The organism is Paenibacillus sp. FSL R5-0912 (assembly GCF_000758605.1).
GTDB lineage: Bacteria > Bacillota > Bacilli > Paenibacillales > Paenibacillaceae > Paenibacillus_AQ.
Genome location: NZ_CP009282.1, coordinates 754099 through 773702, shown reverse-complemented (window position 1 = coordinate 773702; position 19604 = coordinate 754099). Strand labels below are relative to the sequence as shown.

16 protein-coding genes and 1 riboswitch are annotated in these 19604 nt (G+C 54.8%); all 16 genes read right to left on the bottom strand.

Annotated features, from left to right (window positions below; translation table 11 throughout):
- Nucleotides 1-245: 245 nt before the first annotated feature.
- Nucleotides 246-1592, bottom strand: coding sequence for an SEC-C metal-binding domain-containing protein (locus tag R50912_RS03365; protein ID WP_156122920.1), 1347 nt, complete (start codon nt 1590-1592; stop codon nt 246-248).
- Nucleotides 1593-1938: 346 nt separating this feature from the next.
- Nucleotides 1939-3204: a phosphoribosylamine--glycine ligase gene (gene purD, locus R50912_RS03360; RefSeq protein ID WP_042232441.1), complete on the bottom strand. Its 1266-nt coding sequence runs from the start codon at nt 3202-3204 to the stop codon at nt 1939-1941.
- 23 nt (nt 3205-3227) lie between these two features.
- Complete coding sequence (gene purH / locus R50912_RS03355) at nt 3228-4775, bottom strand: bifunctional phosphoribosylaminoimidazolecarboxamide formyltransferase/IMP cyclohydrolase (protein WP_042232438.1); 1548 nt, start codon at nt 4773-4775, stop codon at nt 3228-3230.
- 473 nt (nt 4776-5248) lie between these two features.
- On the bottom strand, nt 5249-5866 hold the full coding sequence (gene purN / locus R50912_RS03350; RefSeq protein ID WP_042232436.1) for a phosphoribosylglycinamide formyltransferase: 618 nt from the start codon (nt 5864-5866) through the stop codon (nt 5249-5251).
- Entirely contained in the window at nt 5866-6906 is a 1041-nt protein-coding gene (purM, locus tag R50912_RS03345) for a phosphoribosylformylglycinamidine cyclo-ligase (protein ID WP_042232434.1), read from the bottom strand. The genes purN and purM overlap by 1 nt, the downstream gene beginning before the upstream one ends.
- Nucleotides 6907-7675: 769 nt before the next feature.
- Entirely contained in the window at nt 7676-9172 is a 1497-nt protein-coding gene (gene purF, locus R50912_RS03340) for an amidophosphoribosyltransferase (RefSeq protein WP_042241463.1), read from the bottom strand.
- A complete protein-coding gene (gene purL / locus R50912_RS03335) occupies nt 9157-11403 on the bottom strand; it encodes a phosphoribosylformylglycinamidine synthase subunit PurL (RefSeq protein ID WP_042232432.1) in 2247 nt (748 codons plus the stop codon). Before purL ends, purF begins: the two co-directional genes overlap by 16 nt.
- The gene (purQ, locus tag R50912_RS03330) at nt 11381-12070 is read right to left on the bottom strand and encodes a phosphoribosylformylglycinamidine synthase subunit PurQ (protein ID WP_042232430.1); all 690 of its coding nucleotides are present in this window, start codon (nt 12068-12070) and stop codon (nt 11381-11383) included. Before purQ ends, purL begins: the two co-directional genes overlap by 23 nt.
- Before the next feature lie 5 nt (nt 12071-12075).
- Nucleotides 12076-12321 (bottom strand): phosphoribosylformylglycinamidine synthase subunit PurS, encoded by a 246-nt coding sequence (purS, locus tag R50912_RS03325; RefSeq protein ID WP_019913657.1) that lies wholly within the window; start codon nt 12319-12321, stop codon nt 12076-12078.
- A gap of 65 nt (nt 12322-12386) precedes the next feature.
- Nucleotides 12387-13277 (bottom strand): phosphoribosylaminoimidazolesuccinocarboxamide synthase, encoded by an 891-nt coding sequence (locus R50912_RS03320; protein ID WP_042232428.1) that lies wholly within the window; start codon nt 13275-13277, stop codon nt 12387-12389.
- Nucleotides 13278-13639: 362 nt separating this feature from the next.
- On the bottom strand, nt 13640-14935 hold the full coding sequence (gene purB, locus R50912_RS03315; protein ID WP_042232426.1) for an adenylosuccinate lyase: 1296 nt from the start codon (nt 14933-14935) through the stop codon (nt 13640-13642).
- A 6-nt stretch (nt 14936-14941) separates the two neighbouring features.
- Entirely contained in the window at nt 14942-16243 is a 1302-nt protein-coding gene (locus R50912_RS03310) for a 5-(carboxyamino)imidazole ribonucleotide synthase (RefSeq protein WP_042241461.1), read from the bottom strand.
- An 80-nt stretch (nt 16244-16323) separates the two neighbouring features.
- A complete protein-coding gene (gene purE / locus R50912_RS03305) occupies nt 16324-16809 on the bottom strand; it encodes a 5-(carboxyamino)imidazole ribonucleotide mutase (protein ID WP_042232424.1) in 486 nt (161 codons plus the stop codon).
- 239 nt (nt 16810-17048) lie between these two features.
- A riboswitch (purine riboswitch) is annotated at nt 17049-17150 on the bottom strand.
- Between the two features lie 162 nt (nt 17151-17312).
- Complete coding sequence (locus R50912_RS03300; RefSeq protein WP_042232422.1) at nt 17313-17747, bottom strand: universal stress protein; 435 nt, start codon at nt 17745-17747, stop codon at nt 17313-17315.
- Nucleotides 17748-17797: 50 nt separating this feature from the next.
- Nucleotides 17798-18061, bottom strand: coding sequence for a DUF1294 domain-containing protein (locus R50912_RS03295; RefSeq protein ID WP_039310312.1), 264 nt, complete (start codon nt 18059-18061; stop codon nt 17798-17800).
- A 147-nt stretch (nt 18062-18208) separates the two neighbouring features.
- Nucleotides 18209-19462 carry an MFS transporter gene (locus tag R50912_RS03290; protein ID WP_052415950.1) on the bottom strand — a complete coding sequence of 418 codons (1254 nt, stop codon included), beginning with the start codon at nt 19460-19462 and terminating at the stop codon, nt 18209-18211.
- Nucleotides 19463-19604: the final 142 nt, after the last annotated feature.

Genomic DNA, 19604 nt, shown 5'->3' with positions numbered 1-19604 from the left:
TTTCGACTTATTTCTGCAAAAAAGCTCTTTATCCCTTTAACGTTTTACTTCGAGCTGTGAAATAAGTGTGACCATGTCAGGTATTTTCAGAAAAACACAGCATTAAACAAACATTTTCATTTAAAAATAGGCTTCATTTACTATTTTTATCGGATAATGTAGGTCGGAGGGTTAATCCATGTCAGGTTATCTACAAAAAAAATACAGCCCCGGAGGACTGTGTTGGATATTCCCGTGTATACGTTCTATTGTTTCAGCATCCATTTGAGCAGATCCGGCATGCTTGCCCACAAACGCGAATGCATAATGACATATTCAATGGCTTCATTGGAATCGCCCATTCCGACAAAATCCGGGAGATTATGCGGCAGCCGCTTCACACCCAGCAGATAATCAGGCACATGCTTGTTCACTCCGCGCGCAACACGGTACAGCATTTTGAGCTGTGAGGTAATTCCGTTCTTCTTGAACTCCAGTACAATCCGGTCATAGGCAAAAGCCGCTGCGGCATCGTCTTCCCCGTAGTTCTTGATCACCCGCTCCGCTTCCTTCAACTGGTTGCTGTACAAGTAGACAGCGGCCAAAAGATAGCGGGCGCCGGTATTGTCACCCGGATTAAGCTCGAGAATATGCTCCAGAATCTCCGCTGCTTCCTCTGCCTTTCCGCCGAACCAGCAGGATTCCGCATAGCTTTGGCAGATACGGATATAAGGGCGGGTCTCCGTAAGCCCCCAGAAATACCCTTTGTTCTTGGTAAAATAAAGCTCGCCCAGTTCACGTCTGCCTGCAGCGATTCCCGCTTTGAGGAATTTACGCGCCTCATGCTCATTCTCCGATTCCTCGGCCAGAATAAGATAGGCATCCGGACTGTCCGGATAAATCTCCAGTGCCGTCTCCGCCAGCTGAACACGGCGTTTCGCAGAAGTGGCCTCCACCGCTTTGTACAGAAGGGCTTGCGCCTTCTCCTGGGGAGTGCCCGGACCATTCAGCGCGATCAGCTCATCAGCTTCTCCGCCCATTCCGTGTTCTTCGACATAATTATATATTTCTTTGACTTTACGGGAGATGGTGGCCGCCGTAACTTCGTATTTATCAGCAAGCTCCGTCTGCGACAGCATGAAGCCGTATTCCTCTGACAGCAGATATTCGATAGCCGCGCAGAACGAGCCGGCTTTCTTCACCGCAGGTTTGGTCTGCCGGGAGAAGCCATTCCACAGCACCAGGGCTTCCAGAATCAGTTCCCGGTCGTATTGATTTCTCATGCTCTCAATGAGCTGCAGCGCCAGCTGTTCATGGGCCGGATGCTCCCATTTCAGTTCGCGTGCGACCATCTTTTTCAGCTTGGGCAGTGTAAGCTTACTCTCGGTACGTACAGCGGCCTCCGCTGCTGACTGTTCCTGTACGGATTCGCTGAATACAGCCTCTTGTGCTGCCGCATCCTCCGTCGTTACCAGCCGCAGTATGGATTCGACTGCTGACGTTTCTTTATCCAAGCAGCACTTCTTATATTTTTTCCCGCTTCCGCATGGGCATAAGTCATTTCTTCCGACCTTACTCAAAACTAATTCCCCCTTAAATCTGTAACTAAACATCCGCATAAACCGCATCGCTGTTATTGTACTTAAGTATCATTTCCCGGCACGGGGTTTTCTATATCTCCTGAAAATCAGCAAGTGGAAACAACTTTTACGTCAATTGAAATTTTAAAAAAGGCCTTTCCATGAAAGGAAAGACCCTTTTTCTGTATATATCCGCACATTTTCCCCCGTACGAGTTGTATTATAGCACTTCTCCTACTACTTGTCAGTCCTTTTTTTGGGTCTAATAGCATAAACTAACCCCGCAAAGTGGGGCTTTAGCTTCGATGACTATACGGGGAATTTGCATTGGCCCCAAAGCATAGGCACTCTTATCTGGCTGAAATACAGTGCTTTATCCTCAGATCAGAGCCTTCATAGCGATGTCACTGCGGTTTTGTTTGCCCGGGAATGTAATCTTCGCTGCGCTGGCATATGCGGCTGCACGTGCTTGCGCAATCGTAGGCCCCATGCCTACAACTCCAAGCACCCGGCCGCCGCTGGTTACCCAGCTGCCATCCTCACCGCGCGCGGTTCCCGCATGGAAGACCAGTCCGTCCGTGTCCGCTTCAAGTCCGCTGATCGGCACACCCTTCGGATACGGACCGGGATAACCTTCCGAAGCCAGGACCACGCAGACTGCGGCCTCCTCGCTCCACTCAATCTGGATATCCGCCAGCCTGCCTTCTGTAACAGCCAGAAAGATCTCCAGCAAGTCGCTTTGCAGCCGGGGAAGAACAACCTGCGTCTCGGGATCACCGAAGCGGGCATTGAATTCTATCGTCTTCGGTCTGCCGTCCGGCGAGATCATAAGCCCTGCGAACAGCACGCCGCTGAAGGGGCGCCCCTCAGCCACCATGGCTCTGGCCGTCGGCTCAATGATGGTCTCCACCGCTTCGCGGATAATAGCCTCATCGATATGCGGAAGCGGGGAGTATGTCCCCATACCTCCCGTATTAGGTCCTTTATCGCCGTCGAATACCGGCTTATGGTCCTGTGCAGCTGCCATCGGACGCACTGTTTCGCCATCCACAAAGGCCAGAATCGACATTTCCTGCCCCGCCAGAAACTCCTCGATCACGACCTGTGCGCCGGCTTCACCAAAGACCTTGGCCACCATAATATCCTCCAGGGCCGCCTCCGCTTCCTCACGGGAATACGCCACGGTCACCCCTTTGCCTGCGGCCAATCCGTCCGCCTTGATTACAATCGGCAGCTCCTGAGTCCGCAGATAGGCAAGTGCAGTTCCGTAATCGCTGAACTTCTCATACGCCGCTGTCGGAATGCTGTACTTATGCAGCAGATCCTTCATGAAGGTCTTGCTGCCCTCGATTTCAGCCGCATTCTTCCGCGGGCCGAATACAGGAATGTCCTGTGCTTCGAATGCATCGACGATCCCTGCTGCCAGCGGATCATCCGGTCCGATCACGACCAGCGCGATCTCCCGTTCCTTGGCGAACGCGGTCAGCTTATCGAACTCAAATACACCGATCGGCACACATTCCGCAAGCTGCGCAATCCCGGCGTTGCCGGGTGCGCAGTAGATTTTACCGGCCTTGGGGCTGCGGATTAAGCTCCAGATGATCGCATGCTCCCGGCCGCCGCCGCCGACCACTAAAATATCCATAAGTATGTTACCCTCCCAGCGTTCTAGTGTTTGAAGTGGCGAACGCCGGTGAAGACCATGGCAATGCCGTATTCATTAGCAACCTTAATGGATTCCTCGTCCTTAATCGAGCCGCCCGGCTGAATAACTGCCGTAATACCAGCCTTGGCAGCCATCTCCAGGGTATCTCCCATCGGGAAGAAGGCATCTGAAGCCAGCACGGAGCCTTTGGATTTCTCTCCAGCCTGCTCGATCGCAATCTTAGCCGCGCCGACACGGTTCATCTGTCCTGCACCTACTCCTACGGTCATATTATCAGCCGCCAGCACGATCGCGTTCGACTTCACATGCTTAACAACCTTCCAGCTGAAGAGCAGCTGCTTCAGCTCTTCTTCCGTTGGTTTGCGGTCGGTTACGACCTGCAGCTCCTCCGGATTCACGGAATGGACGTCACTTTCCTGCACAACCATTCCCCCTTCAATGGAGGTTACGACAAAGCTGGTTTTGCGGGAAGCCGCCGTGCTGAGGTTGCCCAGCTTGAGCAGGCGGATATTCTTTTTCTTCGTCAGGATTTCCAGCGCTTCATCCGTGAAGCCCGGAGCCAGCACGATCTCAAGGAAAATATCCTTCAGCATATTAGCCGTATCCTCATCAATGATCCGGTTCGCTGCTACAATTCCGCCGAAGATGGAGGTTGGATCAGCATTGTACGCTTTTTGATAAGCCTCATATACACTCGCCCCCACGCCTACGCCGCAAGGATTCATATGCTTAACAGCTACAACAGCCGGTTCTTCGAACTCTTTGACAATCTGGAGCGCGGCATTCGCATCGTTGATGTTGTTGTAGGACAGCTCCTTGCCGTGCAATTGCTCGGCAGCGGTGAGTGTATCCTGCGCAGCCAGCGGCTTGCGGTAGAAGGCAGCCTTCTGATGCGGGTTCTCCCCGTAACGCAGATCCTGGATTTTCTCATAAGTGACCGTATAGCGCTCCGGCAGCGGTTCACCGGTTACATTCGCCAGATAATCGGCAATCAGGGCATCGTAAGCCGCCGTGTGGCGGAAGACTTTGGCCGCAAGACGTTTGCGGGTTGCAAGGGTGGTATCTCCGCTGGCGCGAACCTCCTCAAGCACTGTAGCATAATCAGCCGCATCCACTACCACACTGACAAAAGCATGGTTCTTCGACGCCGAACGCAGCATCGTAGGTCCGCCGATATCGATGTTCTCGATAGCTTCCTCATACGACACATCCGGCTTAGCAATGGTCTCCGCGAACGGATACAGATTCACCACTACAAGGTCGATGTAGTCGAGTCCAAGCTCGTTCATCTGCCGAGTGTGCTCCTCGTTATCACGAACCGCAAGAAGGCCGCTATGTACAGCGGGATGCAGCGTTTTGACACGACCGTCCATAATTTCGGGGAAGCCCGTTACTTCGGAAATACCGATGACCGGAACGCCTTCTTTAGCCAGAAGTGTGCTGGTGCCGCCTGTGGAGATAATTTCTACGCCTAGTGCAGACAACTCGCGGCAAAAATCCACGATGCCCTGTTTGTCGGATACGCTGACCAGCGCTCTTTTGATACTCACTTTGAATAGTCCTCCTCTGGATTCACGCTAGATTAGGTTGTGGCCTATGATCGCAGGATCATTGTCGCCGGTTAGCCCGTGCTTATACTTGAGTTTGTAGTGTTTATATAATAAGTGGATTTACGTCATTTAATTTCGGCTTGTTATCAGCCGGATAAATTAGTTGGATATTGTCCATCTAAATGATGCCATATGCGCCTTAGAGCCTATGAGCGCCAGAATTAGTTGTACTGTATCCAATTACGTTCTACGATCGCTGGTATTCAGACAAATTAATTGGAGTGAATCCAATTGCTATATCGACAGCAACCGGCATCTCAGCAAACCCGTAATTCCGGCAATTTCAAACTGCTCAGTCAGCCCATCCGACATCTTGCAGACTTTGTGCAATATTTCCCGAGAAATATCAGAATCAGCCGCACCTGCCTGAAATACATTTATTCGTGTGTCAGATCCGGCTGGTATGGCTTCTGCTATTGTTCGCCGATTGTCGTTATTCTTCCGTTCAGATCCACTCTGCCGGCTGCCAAAGCTGCCACCACTTCGGGATACAGCCCGTACTCTACCTGGTGGATACGTTCTGCAAGTGAATCGGCTGTGTCTCCCGGCTTCACCTCAACGCTGTGCTGGGCAATAACCGGTCCGGTATCCATGCCGCCGTCGACAAAATGCACCGTCACTCCCGTCAGCTTCACGCCATAATCCAGCGCCTGGCCAATCGCATCCTTACCTGTAAAGGCCGGCAAAAGCGACGGATGGATGTTGATGATCCGTCCGGCGTAAGGCTCAAGCAGCACCGGTGAGATCAGACGCATGTATCCGGCCAACACGATCAGTCCGATGTCCCGGCGCTGAAGCTCCGCAACAATCGCTGCCTCGTACAGCTCGCGGCCCGCGAAGTCCTTCGGCCGCAGCAGGAGGGCGGGAATTCCCGCTTCCTCCGCCCGCTGTGCCACAGGCGCTTCCGGCTTGTCTGAGACCAGCAGCTCTATGCTGCCTCCGCCGAGCTTCCCCTCCTGCTGCGCCTGGACCAGTGCGGCGAAATTGCTGCCCTGCCCCGAAGCAAATACAGCGATCCGGCTCCACTCCATCAGACTTCAGCCCCCGTGAAGGTAACCTTGCATTCACCTTCTGTTACAGTGCCGATACGATAAGCTTCTTCCCCGCTGGCCTTCAGCAGCTCGAGCGCGCGCGCTCCGTCCGCTTCAGCTACCACCAGTACAAGGCCGATGCCCATATTGAAAGTGGTAAACATATCGCGGTTGCTTACCTTGCCTTTGCTCTGCATCAAAGCAAAGACTGGCTGAATCGGCCAAGAGCCGTAGTTAATCTCTACATTTACATTCTCAGGCAGTACACGCGGGATATTCTCGATAAACCCGCCTCCGGTAATGTGAGCCATGCCTTTAACCGGAAGCTGTTCCAGCAGGGCCAGCAGCGGCTTCACATAGATTTTGGTTGGAGCCAGCAGAACGTCCACGAGTGGAGCGCCGAGTTCAGGCACTACATCGTTCAATCCGTAGCCGCCCTCCTCCAGCAAAAGCTTGCGCACCAGCGAGAATCCGTTGCTGTGAATGCCGCTTGATGCCAGACCAATTACAGTGTCTCCAGCTGCAATGTTTGCTCCCGTTACCAGCTTCGCTTTGTCAGCAACCCCTACGGTAAATCCGGCGATATCATACTCACCGGCCGAGTACATGCCCGGCATCTCCGCAGTCTCTCCGCCAATCAAGGCGCAGCCTGCCTGATGGCAGCCTTCGGCGATTCCGGCAACGATCGCCTCAATCTTCTCCGGCACTACCTTGTCGCAGGCCAGATAGTCGAGGAAGAACAGCGGCTCTGCGCCCTGGACTACGATATCATTTACACACATGGCTACAGCATCGATGCCAATTGTGTCGTGGCGGTCCGCTGCGAACGCGATTTTGAGCTTCGTGCCCACGCCGTCCGTTCCCGATACGAGGACCGGCTCTTCGTATTTGTCCTTATTCAGGCCAAACAATGCGCCGAATCCGCCCAGCTCCGTCATCACTTCAGGACGGTAGGTGCGCTTCACATGCTTCTTCATGCGTTCTACCGCTTCATTGCCAGCCGCAATATCCACTCCGGCGTTTTTATAAGCTTCCGACACTTTTGGACACCTCATTTAAATTAGTTTAGAGCGCGGTTCGGGGCGGCCTGGGTTTGGCCGGATTGGTGGTTATAGTCGTCATTACGAAGAATATTTGGACTTCCGGCCGCTGTTATATTTGGATTTCCTTGATTTGAACCGCTGGCCGCGGTAGAAATCCAAATATAAAGGCGGACGCTACCGCTCCTACAGTTCCAAAATTCCTCTCCATGACTCCAACCACCGGGGTTCAAACCCGTGCCGCAAGCCGAATTACGCGCCTTGCACAGCAGCAATGTTTCGGCGCTGTGGGCGAAGCCCAGCGCCTCCAAGCGCACGGGGCGAAGCCGTGCGATCCCTAAAGCGACAGAACCTCCGATTTTGCGACAGCAAACAGGGCAGGTTCTGGAGCACTTCCCGCACGGGGCGAAGCCGTGCGAACCCTAAGGCGACAGAACCTCCGGATTTGCGTTAGCAAACAGGGCAGGTTCTGGGGCTCTTCCCGCACGGGGCGAAGCCGTGCGATCCCTAAGGCGACAGAACCTCCGGATTTGCGCAGCAAACAGGGCAGGTTCTGGAGCTAAGGCCCGGCGGGAAGCATGCCGCCAGGGCGCGGAGCGCCGTGAAGCGTGTCCCGGCCGTGCGCAGCACACAGGGACAAAGCGGGCACCCGCACCCACGCCCTCTTAGCAAGTTTAGAGCAAACTCCTTCCACCAAACTTCCGGGTGGCCGGAGGGTAGCGCCCTCCGGGGTCCCCCTTCGCAAGGGGGATTTAGGGGGATGTCCCACCTAACACGAGCATCCGTCCTTCTCTTCCCCACCGAAATCCACCTGCGTGGGGTAATCATTATCGAAGCAGGACAGGCATAATCCGCCTTTGTAATCGTCACTATTATAGCCGCCGATGGACTGGATCAGTCCATCCGGTGAAAGGAACGCAAGCGAATCCGCATTGATCTCCTCGCACATCTCGGCGATTGTCTTATAAGAGGCGATCAGCTCGCGGCGGTCCGGGGTATCGATGCCATAGAAGCAGGGATTCTTGAACGGCGGCGAGGTGATCCGCACGTGAACCTCAGCCGCTCCGGCCTCGCGCAGCAGATTAACAATCCGGCGCGAGGTCGTGCCGCGCACGATGGAATCGTCGATCATGACTACACGCTGGCCTTCCACGACACGTCGCACCGCGCTGAGCTTCATCTTCACGCCCTGCTCACGCAGCTCCTGGCTCGGCTGGATGAAGGTCCGGCCGGTATACTTGTTCTTGATCAGTCCAAGCTCGTACGGGATGCCTGTCTGCTCAGCGTAGCCGATAGCTGCGGAGATACTGGAATCCGGCACGCCGGTTACGATATCTGCGTCCACAAAGGCTTCAAGCGCCATCCGGCTACCCATCCGCTTGCGGGCGGAGTGCAGGTTGGAGCCGTTCAGATCGCTGTCCGGACGGGCGAAATAGATATATTCCATCGCGCACAGTGCTTTGCGTTTAGGTTCCGCGAAGCGGTCCTCGCGGAAACCGTCCTTATCCAGCACGAGCAGCTCACCCGGCTCAATATCACGCACCAGCTGGGCGCCAATGACTTCGAGTGCACAGGATTCGGAAGCGAAGACATACGCCGTACCCAGCCGGCCCATCACTAAGGGACGCAAGCCATGCGGGTCAGAAGCAACAATCAGCTTGTCGTTGGTCATCAGCAGGAAGGCGAAACCACCAACCAGCTGGGCCAGGGCATCCTTCGTGGCTTCGACAAAATCCTTCTGCGAACGCGCGATCAGATGCGCCAGCACCTCGGTGTCGCTGGTGGTCTGGAAGATCGAGCCTCCCTGCTCCAGCTGCTTACGGATTAGAGGTTCATTCACGATATTGCCGTTCGTGGCAATCGCGAGATCACCGTCACGGTATTTGAAGACCAGCGGCTGCGCATTGGTCAGCCGGCTGTCTCCGCTGGTCGAATAACGCACATGCCCGATAGACATGTCCCCGATCAGCGAAGCGATCTTATCTTTGTCGAATACTTCCTTCACCAGGCCCATGCCGCGGTGATAGTTGAAGTCGCGTCCATCCGCCACACAGATGCCCGCGCTTTCTTCTCCCCGGTGTTGCAGGGCGTGCAGGCCGTAATAGGACATGGAAGCGGCTTCCGGGTGTCCGAAGACCCCGAAGACGCCGCATTCTTCTTTTAACGTGTCAAAAATATCTCCCGAGCCCGTTCCTTCGTTGTAAAAGTCGCCGGTCCACAGGATAGGGGCTTCCTGCTTGTTCCCGGTCTTTATTTCATAAGACATGGAATAGCATCCTCCCAAATGGTCTTGAGTTCAGTAACGGCTTCATCCAGTGCTGCCGCTCCGTCCAATGCAATACGCAGGCGGTCTCCGCCAACAGTTCCAATGATTTCGACCGGTACGCCGTAGGCGGCAACCGCTGCTTGTAATTCTTCCGCACGGCTAGGCGCAGAAGTCAGAATAATCCGGGATTGGCTCTCGCTGAACAGCGCCACATCACGGCGCAATCCGCTGGCGGACAGCTCAATATTCGCTCCAATGGTGCCGCTGATGCAGCTCTCTGCCAGTGCTCCGGCCAGGCCGCCTTCGGACAGGTCATGCGCCGAGCGGACAAGCCCGCTGCGGATCGCAGCAAGTACGGCATCCAGCAGTTTGCGTTCCGTTGCCAGATCGAGTTCTGGCGGACGTCCTTCGGTCAGGCCGTGAACAGCATACTGAAATTCACTGCCGCCTAGCTCTGCCTTCGTAACACCAAGCAACAGAATCGAATCGCCTTCCTGCTTGAAGGCCTGAGTGGTAATATGATCGGTATCTTCAACTAATCCCACCATGCCGACAACCGGTGTCGGATAGATAGCTCCTGAAGCATTTTCATTGTAGAGACTGACGTTACCGCCAATTACAGGGGTATCAAGCACACGGCAGGCTTCAGCCATACCGTCTACCGCACGTTCCATCTGCCAGAAGATTTCCGGCTTCTCCGGACTGCCGAAATTCAGGTTGTCCGTAATCGCTAGCGGCTGGGCACCGGAGCAGACAATATTACGTGCGGCTTCGCTGACAGCAATACGCCCGCCCACTTCAGGATCGAGATAGACATAACGTCCGTTACAGTCCGTAGTCATCGCCAGAGCTTTGCGTGTGCCGTGGATCGTTACCACCGCTGCATCGGAACCCGGACGAACGGCCGTGCTGGTCCGCACCATATAATCATATTGGTTGTATACCCATGCTTTGCTGGCTACTGTAGGTGATCCCAGTACGGTGCGCAGGGCTCCGCCCAGATCGGTGACTTCATCATAGCGAAGCGTATCCACCGCAGCATTCTCCTCATAGTAAGCAGGAACTGCCGATGGTTTGTTATAAATCGGACATTCATCGACCAGAGCTGTTACCGGCATGTCGCCGACCACTTCACCGTGATGGAACAGCTTCAGGCGGCCATCGTCAGTAACCTTACCCACTTTGCGGCAAATCACGCCCCAGCGGTCGAAGATTTCCTGCGCCTGAGCTTCATCCTTAGGCTCAACCACGAACAGCATCCGCTCCTGGGATTCCGAGAGCATCATTTCATAAGGGGTCATGCCATCTTCGCGCTGCGGCACCTGATCCAGATACAGCTCCAGACCGTTGCCCGCTTTGCTCGCCATTTCCGCACTGGAGCAGGTAAGACCGGCTGCGCCCATATCCTGAATTCCGAGTACGATCCCGCTGTCGATCAGCTCCAGGCAAGATTCCATAACCAGCTTCTCCATGAATGGATCACCGACCTGTACCGCCGTACGTTTCGCTTCGGACTCTTCACTGAGCTCAACCGAGGCGAAGGTCGCACCGTGAATCCCGTCACGGCCGGTAGGAGGACCCACGTAGAACACAGGGTTGCCTACACCTTTGGCGACACCGCGCTGGATTTTATCATGATCAATCAGTCCTACACACATCGCGTTGACGAGCGGGTTGCCGTCATAGCTGTCATCAAACATAATTTCCCCGCCGACGGTAGGGATGCCGATACAGTTGCCGTAGCCTGCGATCCCGGATACAACATGCTCGAACAGATACTTTACCCGGTCGCTCTCAAGCTTCCCGAAACGCAGGGAATTCAGCAGCGCCACCGGTCTTGCGCCCATGGAGAAAATATCGCGGATAATCCCGCCCACCCCGGTCGCCGCGCCCTGATAAGGCTCAACTGCTGATGGATGGTTGTGGCTTTCGATTTTGAAGACCACCGCCTGGTTGTCTCCGATATCGACGATCCCCGCGCCTTCGCCCGGCCCCATCAGTACCTTCGGTCCACTTGTCGGGAAACGGCCCAGCAGCGGCTTCGAGTTCTTATAGGCACAGTGCTCGGACCACATCACACTGAACACGCCGATCTCCGTATAGTTAGGCTTACGTCCCATGAAGGAGGTAATGAGCTCATATTCGCTGTCCGATACACCGAACTGACTGTAGATTTTCTGCTCCGCGATTTGCTCTGCGGTCGGCTCCTTAGCGGATACTTGCTGCGTCATAACGATCCCTCCATGTTGTAAGAATGGATGTGAACATCCGTTTGCCGTCTTCCGAACCAAGCAGGCTGTTCGCTGCGCGTTCCGGGTGAGGCATCATACCAACCACATTACCCGCCACATTGCTGACTCCGGCAATATCAGCGACTGAACCGTTCGGATTGTCGCTGTATGTGAACACGATCTGGTTATTAGCCTTAAGCTCAGCCAAAGTCTCTTCATCGCAGTAGTAATTGCCTTCACCATGCGCGATCGGAATGACGATCTCTTCATCCTTCGCATAGTCAATAGTAAACGGGGTTGTGTTATTCACGACCTTAAGCACCGTGTCATGACAGCGGAACTTCATCGACATGTTGCGGCGCAGAGCGCCTGGCAAGAGGCCCGCTTCGGTCAGGATTTGGAACCCGTTGCAGATGCCGAGCACGAATTTACCCTGCTCCGCAGCCTTGGCCACTTCAGCCATGACCGGAGCGAACCGGGAAATTGCGCCGCAGCGCAGATAGTCACCATAAGAGAAACCGCCCGGCACGAGAATGCAGTCATAAGCCGACAGATCCGTCGCCGTATGCCACACATAATCTACTGGTTCACCGAGGCTGTCTTCTACTGCTTTGTAGCAGTCAATGTCGCAATTGGAGCCTGGAAAGACAAGTACAGCAAATTTCATGACTTTTAGTCCTCCAATTCGTAGCGGTAATCCTCGATCACCGTGTTGGCCAGCAGCTTCTCGCACATTTCCTTGAGGCGTCCTTCCGCTTCTGCGCGGTTATCGGTATCGAGGGTCAGCTCCATATACTTGCCGATGCGCAGACTTTCAACTTCCTGGAAACCTACAGAATGCAGCGCCCCTTGCACGGCTACACCTTGGGGATCGAGCACGCTTTTTTTGATGGTGACGTAGACTGTCGCTTTTAACATACGCTTGTAGTTCCTCCTAAAATTTATTGAGCTAACTTCTATAAGAGCATTCCGTCAAAAACAATCTATAACGACTTCCCGGTAAGGCGGTGATAAATATCCAGGTAACGGCGTGAGGTCTCTTCAACGACTTCTGCCGGCAGCGGGTCCGGTGTACTATTCTTGTCCCAGGAGGATGCCGAAAGGTACGTCCGTACAGGCTCTTTATCCATGCTGTCGATCTCGATATCCAGCGCATATTTGTCTTTGGCCCAGAAACGGGAAGCATCCGGTGTGAAAATCTCATCGATCAGGATGACCTTGCCGTCCAGCAGCCCGAACTCGAATTTGCAATCCGCAAGAATAATGCCGCGGTCGTTACAATATTCTCTGGCAAAAGCGAACAGCTTCAGGCTCTTCTCCTTAAGCTCCAGTGCAAGCTCCGCGCCAATCAGCTCCTGCATCTGCTCAAAAGGAATGTCCTCATCATGGCCGACATCATTCTTCGCTGCCGGTGTAAAAATCGGTTCGGCCAGCACCGCATTCTTGCGGAGCCCTTTGGGAAGCTCGATGCCGTTCACTTTACCTGTCTCCTGGTACTGCCGCCAGCCTCCGCCGGTAATGCAGCCGCGCACGACACATTCGATATCAATCCGCTCTGCTTTGCGGACAACCATGATGCGGTTCTTCAGTGCTTCGCGGTCCCGTACAATATCCCCGAGCCGGTCTACATCGATATGAACCACATGGTTCTCAATGAGCTCCTTGGTCTGACCGAACCAGAAAGCGCTAAGCCGGTTAAGCACATTGCCTTTGTCCGGAATCGCCGGGTCCAGCACGTAATCAAATGCGGAAATGCGGTCCGTAACGACGATCAGTACCTCATCCCCCAAATCGTACAGCTCACGAACCTTACCTTTGTAGAGCAGCGGCGCATTTACGAGTTCCACGGCTGTGGATACGGCCGTTGATGTCATGACCTTTCCTCCCTTGAACAAATGATCTTGCTTATATTTGGGCTAAAAGCGCCTGGGACGCTGTCATTCCCCGCTACGCGGGAGAATTGAACTGAACGGCTAGTTAATCGGCCACTACAAAAAATTTTGGACTTCCGATCGCTGTTATGGTCATATTTCTCTGATTGAACCACAGGCTGTGGTAGAAATCTGACCATAAAGGCGAACGCTGACGCTTCTTCCAGTTCCAAAATTCCTCTCCGTTCCTTATTAACTAATCTCTCAGCTTCAATTCTGTCGCTTATCGCTCCAGAACAACAACTCCCCATCCCTCCGCCCGTATCTTCTCCAGCTCATCAGTTCACCACTGACTCACCTTTTTTTTAGATTAGCTCCAGCTTGTGGAAAATGGTATCCACATGCTTGAGGTGCCAAGAAGGATTGAAAGCATCCTCGATCTCTTCCGGACTAAGCACAGCAGTGATTTCCGGTGTAGCTTCAACGATGTCACGGAACTGTGTTTGTTCTTCCCAAGCCTGCATCGCACGCGGCTGTACAGTGTCGTATGCCTGCTCGCGGCTGAAGCCTTTGTCGATCAGCTTCGTCAGGATGCGGCCGGAGAACGGAACACCGAAGGTGCGGTTCATGTTGCGCTTCATGTTGTCCGGGAATACAGTCAGGTTCTTCACGATGTTGCCGAAGCGGTTCAGCATATAGTTCAGCAGCATGGTCGCATCCGGCAGAATGATCCGCTCTACCGAGGAATGCGAGATATCGCGTTCATGCCACAGCGGCACGTTCTCGTATGCTGTAACCATGTGCCCGCGGATCACGCGGGACAGGCCGGAGATGTTCTCGCTGCCGATCGGGTTGCGCTTATGTGGCATAGCGGATGATCCCTTTTGACCTTTGGCAAAAGCTTCCTCCACCTCGCGGATCTCACTCTTCTGCAAAGCGCGGATTTCAGTAGCGAACTTGTCCAGAGAAGTGGCGACCAGTGCCAGCGCAGCCATGTACTCCGCGTGACGGTCACGCTGCAGCGTCTGTGTGGAGATCGGTGCCGGGCTGGTGCCCAGCTTGCGGCAGACAAATTCTTCAACGAATGGGTCTATGTTGGCATAGGTGCCGACAGCCCCGGAGATTTTACCGAATTGGACGCCATTCGCCGCATGACGGAAACGCTCCAGATTACGCTTCATTTCCTCATACCAGAGCGCCATCTTGAGTCCAAAAGTCGTTGGCTCAGCGTGTACGCCGTGTGTACGGCCCATCATCGGGGTATCCTTGTAAGCTACTGCCTTATCTTTAAGAATCTCAATGAACCGGATGATATCCTGCTCCAGAATTTCGTTGGCCTGACGCAGCAGGTAGCCAAGCGCCGTATCGACAACGTCCGTGGAGGTCAGTCCGTAATGCACCCATTTGCGTTCTGCACCCAGGCTCTCGGATACTGCACGGGTAAAAGCAATTACATCATGACGCGTTTCCTGTTCAATTTCGTCGATCCGCGCGATGTCGAATTTGGCGTCCTTGCGCAGCTTCGCGGCATCCTCATGCGGGATCACTCCCAGCTCGGCCCAAGCCTCACAGGCGCAAATCTCAACTTCCAGCCACGCGTTAAATTTATTTTCCTCGGTCCAAATGGCCCGCATCTCAGGTCTGCTGTAACGTTCGATCATAGCTTGTCAGTTCCTCCAAAGGTTAGTTTGCTCTACCCAGGACAGGCCGTCTCCGGTGTCCTTACAGAGCAGGTTGATATGGCCCATTTTGCGGCCAGTCTTGCTCTCAGTCTTGCCATATATATGAAGCTTAGGGGATACCCCAAGCCGGTTTGTTCCTTCATCCGCAGTGCAGGCCGCCTGAATGGCACCCTCCAGATGCTGGCCGAGCACATTCACCATAACTACAGGCGTAAGCAGCGTAGTGTCACCCAGCGGCAGATTGCAGATCGCCCGCACATGCTGCTCGAACTGTGAGGTTACGCAGGCATCCATTGTATAATGCCCGGAATTATGCGGGCGCGGAGCCAGCTCGTTGACGAACAGCTCTCCGTCCTCCGTCACGAACATCTCCACAGCCAGCAGTCCGACGGCATCCATGCCGGAGACAATCTGCTCGGCCAGCTCGCAGGCCCGGCGCTGAATCTCCTCCGGCACCCTTGCGGGCACAATCGAGAGATGCAGGATATTGTCCACGTGGATGTTCTCTGCGGGCGGGAAGCTCTTAACTTCACCCGCTGGGCTCCGGGCGGCAATGACCGAAATTTCGCATTTGAAGGCGATAAATTTCTCCAGCACCAGCTCGGGTGCGTGTGCCGTGGCCTCGGCAGCGTCTTCCGCTTCAGCCGCTCCCGGCGAGTCGGGCGAAGCCGCTGCCCCGCTTGCTTGCGGTGCTGGAGCCGCCGCTCCCGGCGCTACCTGCCGGAACGCTGCTGCAAGCTCTTCCGGCCGGCGGATGACGGCTTGTCCCTTGCCGTCATACCCCCCTGTGGCTGTCTTCAGCACACAGGGCAGGCCCAGGTCGGCAGCCGCGGCCTCAAGCTCCGCCAGGCTGCCGACCTTGCGGTACGGGGCAACGGGCACGCCCGCAGCGATGATCGCCGCCTTCTCGCGCAGCCGGTGCTGCGTCGTATACAGCAGCGCGCTGCCCTGCGGCACGTACGATTCCTCCGTCAGCAGCGCGGCTACGCCCGCGTCGACGTTCTCGAACTCGTACGTGATCACGTCCGCGCGCTGCGCCAGCTCACGCGCCGCGTCCCGGTCGTTGTACGCCGCAATAATCTGCGGCGTAACCTGCCCGCAGGGCGCATCCGGCGCGGGGTCCAGCGCCACGAAGCGGTACCCCATGGCGCTGCCGGAGAGCGCCATCATACGCCCGAGCTGCCCGCCGCCGAGCACGCCGATCGTCGCGCCGGGCAGCAGCGTCCGGGACGTTCCCGCCCCTGATGCTTCAACAGCACCAGCGGCTGCCTCATCCCGGCGCTCCATTCTCTCAGCTCCGGCTTGATCCCGCTCTGCTCTTTGCTGCGCCACGCTCTCCGAGCCTCCGGCCGTCGATTCCTCCGGCCTCATAGCGTCTCGCTGCTTTCCAGCACTTCGCGCTGGGTTGCCTCGCGCCGCAGCTGCACCTTTCTCGCCACCTCCGGCTCGAATGCACCGATGATCTGCGCAGCCAGCAGCCCTGCATTGGTAGCTCCGGCACGGCCAATGGCTACCGTGGCTACCGGGATGCCAGCCGGCATCTGCACAATCGACAGCAGCGAGTCCAGGCCGTTCAACGCCTTGGACTGCACAGGCACACCGATGACCGGCAACGTCGTTTTGGCTGCCACCATACCCGGCAGATGCGCCGCACCGCCCGCTCCGGCGATAATCACCTTCAAGCCGCGCTCCGCCGCTTCCTCGGCATAACGGAACATCAGATCCGGTGTGCGATGCGCAGAGATGACCTTTTTCTCATAAGGCACACCCAGCTCCTCAAGCACAGCACATGCATGCTCCATAGTTTCATAGTCCGATTTGCTGCCCATAATGACACCTACTTGCACAGACATTGTTCACCCAGCCTTCCGTTTCCCGTTATAGATATTCCTTGGATTTAAGTGTGTCCCATTTCCCTCTAGTTTCCCATAAATCCGAAAAAAATAGCCCGGATTCCAGACGCATTTTGCTGCGGGTGGACCCGGACTACTAAGGAATTAGGAGAGTACTGCCCCGGCATCTGCAGATACCCGGCCTTTAAGAGAGCCGGCGCAGAGCACACCCCCGGTATACGCGGCGGCGGCTGGCCGTTTCAGTTATCCTATTTCCTCGTAGTCCGGCAATTTACGGTTACCGGGTAGAAACTTCCGGGCCTTATCCCCGGTTTTATACGAGCTCTTCATAGGTTCAGTTTAACAATGCCCTACACTTCGTGTCAACTTAAACACGAACATTGTCATATCATGTCTCCCAAATGTTCGCTTTTGGGCACATTTAATTTTCTTATTCTGCCTATTCCGGCCATCTCCACAGAAAAAAAGGGGAACGCCTAAGCGCTCCTCTGCAAGTATCTCTATTATTTAACAACCAGCACCGGAATGCGGGCACTTTGCACTACATTGTGGCTGACGCTGCCCAGAACGAACTCCCGGATTCCGCCAAGCCCGCGGCTGCCGATAACGATGACATCCACCGTGTGCTCTTTGGCATAACTCAGAATCACTTCGGCAGGCGATCCCTGCAGCAATTCTACAGTAGCGTTCAGGCCTTCGGCTTCCAGCCGGCTTTTCACTTCTTCGGTAGTCTGTACGGCGAGGTCATAGTAGTCCTTATTCACTGAAGCCGGCAGAGGCGCGAGTGCTTCCCCGATGAAGAACCGCGGGAATTCAAATGCGTGTACGACGTACAGGGAGGACCCTGGAGTTACCTTAGCCAGTTCAATCGCACGCTCGAGTGCCTGATTGGAAGCCTTCGAACCGTCATAGGCTAGCAAAATTTTAGAGAATAACATATACGCCACCTCTTTCTATTGTGTACAGCCTTAGCCAAACTACAAGAAACTTAACTCAAAAAATATCCATACAGCAGGATATTCAGCAGCAGCAGCAGCGGAATTCCGATCCTGAAGGAAGTATGCCTCGTCTTGTGGCGCTTGCGGTACATGGCAATCAGCACACCCAGCGCGCCGCCCATGAACGCGAGCAGAAACAGTGTTTTCTCCGGCACCCGATCCCGTCTTTTGCGGGCCTTGTTCTTGTCTTCCGACATCACTACATACCCGATAATATTGATCAGTGCGAACCACAGCAATACAACCTTGACCATCCTTCCGGCCCCTCCTCCTTGCATCCTATCTACTCTCTATTATATTACCCTTTCGGGCAAAAAACCAATAAGTTCCCCCACAAAGTGAGGTTTTGGCGCAGGTGATCACTCAGGTACTTTGCGGGGACCCCTTCTATTACAATAAACCTAACCCTGCCTGCCAAGTATCCGCCGCTCTTGTCTGCTCCCTGTGCCCGGTTCCCCGGCCTCTCTGATCCAGACCCAGGACAACACTGCAGCAAGCAGCGCTGCAATTCCGCCAAGCCAGAACCCTCCGGTCAGTCCATACGCCGCACTCATCCAGCCCGCTACAAAAGGCCCCCCGGACATGCCTATAGCATACACTGCCTGATAGAAGCCCATAGCCGTTGCCCGCTTGAATGGAGCGACTCCCGACACCGATTTACCCAGCAGCAGCGGGAAAATAAGCCCCTGCATGAAGCCGTTCCCAACCTGCGTTGCACAGAGAGCGGCCAGAGTAGGCATAGAGGGAATCAGCAGCGTGAATACCGCACTCCCGGCAAAACCCAGCATTAACGTTCCCCGGTCCCCAAGCCATTTGCCGAACAGACGTGAGCCGTACAATGTGGCAATCGCATGCGGCAGCATGAAAGCCAGCGTCAGCCAGCCAAGACTCTCTTTGCTCGCACCGATATCCAGCGCCTGATTCGGCGTATAGCCGAACATCGTAATGAACAGTACACAATGTGCCAGCACGGACAAAAGCGAGACCTTGACCAGCAGCGGTTCCCGGACTACTCCGGCAAGATCTTTAATCTGAATCGCATTCCGCTTCTCCTGCTTCTGTTCAGGCAGACGTAGTGCAAGCAGCAGCGCAGCCGCCGCCACAATCCCGCCGATAATAAACGGAGTGTTCCAGCCCCAGTGATCGACCATATAGCCGCTGATCATCATACTGGTCAATTGGGCAATAACCGTTGTGAACTGCAGCATGCCCATGGCTTTACCAGCCTCTTCTTTCGGAAAATACCCCGCGAACATCACCGAGTACACGACCCAAGCGGAGGCCGCAATCCCTGAGACGGCACGTGCAGCCAGCGCCCAGCCCGGATGTGCACCAGCCAGGAACAGCAGACAGCTCAAGCCGCTTGCGATCAGTCCCAGATAAATAAACGGCCGCCTCCGGTTAAGATAATCCGAACCGATGCCAATCGGCAGACGGAACAAGATCTGCATCAGGCCGTATACGCCCAGCACCGCTCCAACCATGATATATGAAGCTCCTAGATGCTCCACATACGGAGACAGCACAGGCACATAGATATAAGAAGAGAACCAGAACATAAAGACAATCACTAGAAAGAAAAACCGGCTGCCTCCCCGGCTGCCCGAGACTTGTACCGATTGAATTTGATCCTCTTGTTGCTTAGCCGCCGCCACTTCATCACCCGCTCCACTATATTTGCCGGAATCCTAACAGTCCTCTCCAGCCTCAATCTCCTAAGTAAAACATATCTGCCGCCCCTTGGACAGCCCCCGTAAAGTACATTACGCATTAATCTGCAGTTTCACACCAGCCGTA